This is a genomic window from Pedomonas sp. (assembly GCF_036515995.1).
In the GTDB taxonomy this organism is placed as follows: domain Bacteria; phylum Pseudomonadota; class Alphaproteobacteria; order Sphingomonadales; family Sphingomonadaceae; genus Pedomonas.
In genome coordinates this window covers 1-4,767 of the sequence record NZ_DATBUP010000224.1, presented here as the reverse complement: position 1 = coordinate 4,767, position 4,767 = coordinate 1, and the positions used below count along the sequence as shown (strand labels likewise).

At 58.6% G+C, this 4,767-nt stretch carries 5 protein-coding genes and 1 pseudogene; 1 reads left to right on the top strand and 5 read right to left on the bottom strand.

What is annotated here, in order from left to right:
* The 4 genes and pseudogenes from VIG90_RS16440 to VIG90_RS16425 all read right to left on the bottom strand — a co-directional run.
* Positions 1 to 594, bottom strand: a pseudogene (locus VIG90_RS16440) (TonB-dependent receptor); the annotation flags it as partial.
* Positions 595 to 915: 321 nt separating this feature from the next.
* Positions 916 to 1,326 (bottom strand): hypothetical protein, encoded by a 411-nt coding sequence (locus tag VIG90_RS16435; protein ID WP_331594605.1) that lies wholly within the window; start codon positions 1,324 to 1,326, stop codon positions 916 to 918.
* A 216-nt stretch (positions 1,327 to 1,542) separates the two neighbouring features.
* Entirely contained in the window at positions 1,543 to 2,598 is a 1,056-nt protein-coding gene (locus tag VIG90_RS16430; RefSeq protein ID WP_331594604.1) for a FecR family protein, read from the bottom strand.
* Positions 2,595 to 3,113, bottom strand: a complete 519-nt coding sequence (locus VIG90_RS16425) for an RNA polymerase sigma factor (protein ID WP_331594603.1) — start codon at positions 3,111 to 3,113, stop codon at positions 2,595 to 2,597. The genes VIG90_RS16430 and VIG90_RS16425 overlap by 4 nt, the downstream gene beginning before the upstream one ends.
* 438 nt (positions 3,114 to 3,551) lie before the next feature.
* On the opposite strand from VIG90_RS16425, the gene VIG90_RS16420 reads away from it, so the two are divergent.
* Complete coding sequence (locus VIG90_RS16420) at positions 3,552 to 3,923, top strand: PRC-barrel domain-containing protein (protein WP_331594602.1); 372 nt, start codon at positions 3,552 to 3,554, stop codon at positions 3,921 to 3,923.
* Between the two features lie 278 nt (positions 3,924 to 4,201).
* Here the strand turns inward: VIG90_RS16420 and VIG90_RS16415 are convergent, their stop codons facing one another.
* Positions 4,202 to 4,498 (bottom strand): plasmid stabilization protein, encoded by a 297-nt coding sequence (locus tag VIG90_RS16415; RefSeq protein ID WP_331594601.1) that lies wholly within the window; start codon positions 4,496 to 4,498, stop codon positions 4,202 to 4,204.
* Positions 4,499 to 4,767: the final 269 nt, after the last annotated feature.

The window sequence follows — 4,767 nt, the reverse complement described above, 5'->3', positions numbered from 1 at the left end:
CTTGGTCCCGACCCCGCGGATCGAGAAGTTGTACATGCTGAAGTTGCTCTTGGAGAAGTTGACGTTGGGGATCGCCCGCAGCAACTCCGAGCCGCCCTCGATCTTGCGAGCGTCCAGCCCTTCCGACGTCAGCGCCGTGATTGCGATCGGCACGTCGCTGATCCGCTCCTCGCGCTTCTGCGCCGTCACGATGATTTCGCTAAGGGTCGTTTCCTGGCCGCGCGCGCCCGCACTCGGCGCACTGTTGTCCATTGCTGCCCCCGAGACAGACTGGACAATGAACACACCTGACTGGCCGACACGTACGGTGAGCCCCGAGCTGCCCAGCAGCTTCTCGATACCCGCACGGGCGCTGAAACGCCCTGTCAGCGGCGCGCTTTGCTTGCCCCGGACGGCAGCCGGATCGAAGGTGACCTGCTGGCGCGACGCGCGCGCGAAGCTGTTCAGCGCAGTACCGAGATCCTGAGCTGGAATGTTGAAGTCGTAAAGCTGCTCATTTGCCTCGGCCGCAATCACGGGCTGTGCCGAGTAGGCGATAGCGATAGCCGTCAGTGCCGTTGCAGATACGAGCGCCCCTCGCAGAGATCTGCGCATGGTAAATTCTCCCCCCTGATAGTGCTGCGAATATTTTTCTGCATGCACTCAGAAGGTATTACGCACTATGGTCGCGACCCCACATCCGGATCTGGAATATATTCTGCATCAGAACGGGGGGGGCTCATGATAAATATCTTGCCCCCGGCCAGAACATCATTTTCTTTTGGGGAGTTGCGGGAAATCACGTTCTTGGATTTTATCTGCAGTACACCAAGGCGGCGGGCCCGATGATGTCACGCACGCGCGTCACTGCCTGCCCCTACCATGCCCTGCCGGAACAGGGCCATTAGCGAGCGTTGCGAGCCATCAAAAGCGGCGTCACTGATAGCGGGCAGTGCCCTTGACCAGGCACGGCGAGCCCGTGGTCTTTGGCGGCAATGTCGTATCGATTGTCAGCGTGGTTCCGTCCCACTCCGCCTCGATGTCGCCGACACACCCACCGGCAACGGCCGTGCTGACGTCGACATTCTTGAGTTTGACGGTATTCTCGCTCACTTCGATATCGTACGGCCCGCCATTGAACGACACCATGTTGCACAAGAAGCTGCCGGGACTGAGATCGACGGCAGCCTTGTTATTGGTGACGTCCACCTGAATTCGGCAGGACAGCTGCCTGCCTTTCTTAACGATCACGGTACCCGCCAGCTTGCTGTCCGGCAGCGTTGCGCTTGCAGTATGCGCGCCCAGAAGCCCGGACGACAGGATGGCAAACATGATGAGCCGCTTCATGGGTTCCCCTGACACTGTTCACTATCTCATGGTGCAATCTAAAGGTATGACGCAGAGCCTGCGTGATCTCGCATCCTGATGCGGTACATATTCTGCTCCAAGGCCGCAGCCTCATATGCAAAGTCCAAGATATTCCGGCGTCCGGCACTCCTGGCACTTTCTTGAGAGGCCGACCAAGGCCTGAGACGACACAACACCCCTTTTTCGACTGTAATTTCAGCGGGCACTTACCAGCACCAGCTTGTCTTGCTCGTGCGCCACGCTGACGGGATGGAGCGCGGTCACTCCCTCGACAAAGGCTTCAACATCGCCTGCTGCAAAGACACCGCTGATCCCGTAGGACGCGACACGCTTATCCCCCACCAGGATACGCTTTTTGGCATATCGGTTGATCCGCTCTGCGGCCACGGCAAGCGGCTCTCCCTCGAAGCTGAGAAGGCCAGATTCCCAGGACAGAGAACGCGTCAGGTCCGCATCGATGACGCGGGAGGCACTGCTCACCGTCGAGGCGATCAGTTCCTTGCCCGGGCTCAGTGCCAACGCAGGATCCACAGACTTTGGAACCGGCTGTGAGTTAGGCGAGCTGCTGGACGCCAGTGGCATCGCCTCTTCAGGCCCGTCGACAACCTCGACGCGGCCCTCATAAAGCACGACGCGCACCTCACTTGAAAGCAGCTCGACACTGAAAGAAGTTCCCGTCGCGACCGTCACATGTTCTTGAGCGCGCACGCTAAACGGACGCAAGGGGTCGTGCGCGACGTCAAACTTGGCACGCCCGGCTACAAGCTCAAGCCGACGGTATTCCTCTTCAAACCGGACGTCGACATGGGTCGACGCATCAAGCGTCAGTCGCGACCCGTCTTCAAGCAACACCACTCGCCGCTCGCCTATACCCGTCCTGTAGTGGGTCGTGCCGCCTTGCAGGAGAAGGATCGTCGCAAGCGCGATCAAGGCGAAGCAAGCAGCAACAGCAGTGGGCCAGTTCCAGCGCCTTTCCGTGCCGCGTGACCAGCGCCGGACATTAAGCTCTCTCAGCGATTCCACAGCCTCTGCGCGATACCGGATCATCTCAGGCGCGTCGGTAATCGTATCGACCCCCTGCCAGATGACTACGGCTTCCTCAAAAGCCCGCGCATTTCCGGGATCGGCTGCAATCCAGCGATCGAACTCAGCCTGTTGGCCTGCATCCAGACGCGCATCTGCGATCCGCATGCACCAAAGGGCTGCGCATTCATCCCTTTCCCCTGGCGTGGTTTGATCTGGCTCGATCATTCGCTGTCTTTCCTAGCACGGGCCATCAGATGAACCATGGCTCGCGCCACATGTTTTTCGACCGCGCTGCGCGATATTCCGAAGCTCTCTGCGATGAGCTGCTTCTCAATATTTTCAACACGATACAGGACAAAAATGTTGCGGGTCCGCTCAGGCAGTTCGGCCAGGCCTGCGGCGAGCATTGCGAGGGCATCCCGCGCGGCGGCAATTTTCTCAGGATCGATCCAGTCGACGCCTTGACCATACAGACTGCCAACCGCATCGCGACTATCCGTACGGACTCTCGAGCGCCGCGCCCGATCACGCAAGAGATTGGACGCAACCTGAAACACATATCCTGCCTGCAACTCAGGATCGGCATGAGTGCCGCCAAATACGCGTGTGAAAACGTCCTGTGTCAGGTCCTCGGCCTCAGCATGATCGCGAACACGTTTCAGGAAGAAGGACATCAATGCCGGACGCCACCGCCGGTAGCGCCGCGTCAGCTCATTTTCCCTGTCGATCTCGAGTTGCATGCCCCTGGCCAATAAACTTTGCCCCGATGAGATAATACGCACGAAGTAGGCAGACACACAGTATTTCTGCCAAAATAATCAAAATATATAGATTAATCCGGACAACTTTTTCGTACCCGTCCAATACTAGGGAGGTATCTGCGTCTGCTAGATTTTGATGAGAGCAAGATTTGAAGGACAAGTCCACACGACGCCGGACACATGGTCTCCGGCCGCCTGCACCCGCGGCAGATGCGATGTTCCGCACTACTCCCCGATGCAACGGCGAAGATCTGACGCGCGACCCAACGTTATATGACCCTCCCGAGGCGAGGATGTATTTTCCCTACCAGCGGCCAGCTGAATGGGTGCTTGGACCTGATGGTTGAGCCAGTTGAAGGGAAAGCTGGGCCTTGCTCTGCGTTTGTTTAGGACAGACAACCACAAGGAGGCCGACCAATGGCACAAAACGAAATCGCCACTGACGAAACCACTCGCCTGATCGCCTCGAACAAGGTGGAAGGTACCGACGTCTACAACCGCCAAGGCGAGAAGCTTGGATCGATCTACAATTTCATGGTCGACAAGCGGTCCGGGCAGGTGGAGTACGCCGTCCTGCAGTTCGGAGGGCTGTTCGGCCTTGGCAGCGACTATTACCCCCTCCCCTGGCAGGTCCTGACCTACGATACCGAACAGGGCGGCTACGTCGTTGATCTGGACAAGACCATGCTCGAGAAGGCGCCGCGCTATGCAGGCAGCAACGAGCCGATCTTCAACCACGATTATGGTCGCCAGGTCTATGGCTATTATGGCGTGACTTACCCTTTCTGAGCAAATTGTGCGGCCGGACAAAGTTCCGGCCGCACATCATATCCTTATGCAGCATTGCCCGTTCTCCGTACGTATGGCAGCGGAGCTAGGCCTTGCGCAATTTCTCTGTGAAAGCCTGTCCCAGACGAAAACTAAAGGCTCATCCGTCGGAACATCCCTATTGAGGGACCTTCAGAAGACTGCGATTCAGAGAACTTGCCTTGGGCAAGCATGCATTGCCGATCAGGCTATTACAGTCCCGATGATCAGTCATTTAACGGCAACCGTTGGAGACGGCATCAACCGTGCGCTTGCTTGCGCCGCGTCTCCCACCCCTTCTTGGCAGCCTGTGACCGCTGTTCATGGCTCTGGCTCGAGCCGCCCTTCTCCCCGCCCTTGCGAGAGGACGCGTGGTTTTCCGGCTTGCCGCGCCCCGAGCCTGACTTGTTGCCGCCGCCGGATTCCTTGTTTACTGTTGCCCAGGCCCGGCGCTCGGCCTCCTTGTGGCTGACGCCGCGCTCTTCATAGCTCTCCTCGATATGCTCTGCCTTGCGCTTCTGCTTATCGGTGTAGCTCGACTTGTCACCTCGAGGCATTTCACGCTCCTTGAATCTATGCCTGCTCTCCCTAGAACGCTTTGACGCCCGTATGGTTGGATGCTCGCGTCAGGGAAATAGCAGCGCCGATGCCTTGACATGTGCGCATGGCCCGCGCCTTCGCGACATTAAGAAAAAGCCCGCCGGCTGACCGCATGGAGCGGTTGCTCAAGGCCGCCTCGGACCGCCGCGGTGCTCTTCAGCGCCAACGACGGCGCATTGAGGAAGGCCGAGATCAGCCCCTCGGATCGGAGGCAGGCAAAGGGGCC